This window comes from Pelagibacterium montanilacus (genome assembly GCF_003992665.1).
Classification (GTDB): Bacteria; Pseudomonadota; Alphaproteobacteria; order Rhizobiales; family Devosiaceae; genus Pelagibacterium; species Pelagibacterium montanilacus.
Map to the genome: position 1 here is coordinate 1 of NZ_RZMX01000015.1, position 2,500 is coordinate 2,500.

Annotated in this window: 2 rRNA genes (1 of these 2 cut by a window edge); both read right to left on the reverse strand. The window is 54.8% G+C overall.

Features of this window, described 5'->3' with window-relative positions:
• Positions 1-76 precede the first annotated feature (76 nt).
• Positions 77-192, reverse strand: a 5S ribosomal RNA gene (gene rrf / locus EO136_RS06680).
• A gap of 80 nt (positions 193-272) precedes the next feature.
• Positions 273-2,500, reverse strand: a 23S ribosomal RNA gene (locus EO136_RS06685); it runs 507 nt beyond the window's last position.

Sequence of the window (2,500 nt, forward strand, 5' to 3'; positions counted from 1 at the left end):
CAAGAAGCCCCGCTGCGGTTATGCAGCGGGGCTTTTTGGATGAGGGTTAAAGAGAAGGGATATTTGTTCTTGTTAGACCTGGCGGCGACCTACTCTCCCGTGCCTTAAGACACAGTACCATTGGCGCTGAAGCGTTTAACGGTCGAGTTCGGAATGGGATCGGGTTCTGGGCGCTTCGCCATAGCCACCAGGTCGAACAAGAACAAATTGGTGTGAGACTGGTCTTTTTGAGATCTGTGCAACGTGCGGGTTGCAGGCATTGATAAATGAGAACGATCAAGCCGATCGAGCTATTAGTACCGGTAAGCTTCACGCATTGCTGCGCTTCCACACCCGGCCTATCGACGTGGTGGTCTTCCACGGCTCTGATAGGGAATACTGGTTTTGAAGGAGGCTTCCCGCTTAGATGCTTTCAGCGGTTATCCCGTCCGAACTTAGCTACCCTGCACTGCGGCTGGCGCCACAACAGGTCCACCAGAGGTTCGTCCATCCCGGTCCTCTCGTACTAGGGACAGCTCTTCTCAATATTCCAACACCCACGGCAGATAGGGACCGAACTGTCTCACGACGTTCTAAACCCAGCTCACGTACCACTTTAAACGGCGAACAGCCGTACCCTTGGGACCTGCTCCAGCCCCAGGATGTGATGAGCCGACATCGAGGTGCCAAACGATGCCGTCGATAAGGACTCTTGGGCATCATCAGCCTGTTATCCCCGGCGTACCTTTTATCCGTTGAGCGATGGCCCTTCCACGCGGGACCACCGGATCACTATGACCGACTTTCGTCTCTGCTCGAGTTGTCACTCTCGCAGTCAGGCAGGCTTATGCCATTGCACTCAACGACCGATTTCCGACCGGTCTGAGCCCACCATCGCGCGCCTCCGTTACTCTTTGGGAGGCGACCGCCCCAGTCAAACTACCCACCACACGCTGTCCCGGGTGCTGTTACACCGCGGTTAGACATCCATGACGATAAGGGTGGTATCTCACATTGCGGCTCCACGAGAACTGGCGTTCCCGCTTCAAAGCCTACCACCTATTCTGCACATGCCGACACGAATGCCAGCGTGAAGCTATAGTAAAGGTGCACGGGGTCTTTCCGTCTGACCGCAGGAACCCCGCATCTTCACGGGGAATTCAATTTCGCTGAGTCGATGCTGGAGACAGTGGGGAAGTCGTTACGCCATTCGTGCAGGTCGGAACTTACCCGACAAGGAATTTCGCTACCTTAGGACCGTTATAGTTACGGCCGCCGTTTACCGGGGCTTCAATTCAAGGCTTGCACCTCTCCTTTTAACCTTCCGGCACCGGGCAGGCGTCAGACCCTATACGTCGCCTTGCGGCTTCGCAGAGCCCTGTGTTTTTAATAAACAGTCGCCACCCCCTGGTCTGTGCCACCCCCCACCGGTTGCCCGATGAAGGGTCACGCTTATCCCGAAGTTACGCGTGCAATTTGCCGAGTTCCTTCAGCATCGTTCTCTCAAGCGCCTTGGTATGCTCTACCAGTCCACCTGTGTCGGTTTCGGGTACGGTCTATAAGCTGGGGCTATTTCCTGGAACCGCCTCACTGCACGTCCAATCCGATAAGGACATACAACTCTGGCAATCCGTCACTTCCCAGCAGGCTCACGAATATTAACGTGATTCCCATCGACTACGCCTTTCGGCCTCGCCTTAGGAGCCGGCTAACCCTGCGCTGATTAGCATTGCGCAGGAACCCTTGGACTTTCGGCGAGAGTGTCTCTCACACTCTTTGTCGCTACTCATGTCAGCATTCGCACTTGTGATACCTCCAGGATCCCTCACGGGTATCCCTTCGCAGGCTTACACAACGCTCCGCTACCGCGTACAGCAAAAGCTGCACACCCTAAGCTTCGGTGCATGGTTTGAGCCCCGTTACATTTTCGCCGCAGGAACGCTTGACCAGTGAGCTGTTACGCTATCTTTAAAGGATGGCTGCTTCTAAGCCAACCTCCTGGTTGTCTAAGCATTCCCACATGCTTTCCCACTTAACCATGACTTGGGGACCTTAGCTGTAGGTCAGGGCTGTTTCCCTTTCCACGACGGACCTTAGCACCCGCCGTGTGTCTGCCAGATAGTACTCTCGGGTATTCGGAGTTTGGTTAGGTTTGGTAATCCGGTGAGGACCCCTAGCCCATCCAGTGCTCTACCCCCCGAGGTATTCGTCTGACGCTCTACCTAAATAGATTTCGCGGAGAACCAGCTATTTCCGAGTTTGATTGGCCTTTCACCCCTAGCCACACGTCATCCCCGTCTTTTTCAACAGACGTGGGTTCGGTCCTCCAGTGCGTGTTACCGCACCTTCAACCTGCACATGGCTAGATCACTCGGTTTCGGGTCTGATCCAACGAACTCATTCGCCCTCTTAAGACTCGCTTTCGCTGCGCCTACACCTATCGGCTTAAGCTTGCTCGTTAGACCAAGTCGCTGACCCATTATACAAAAGGTACGCCATCACCCAGGACAAACCTTGGGCT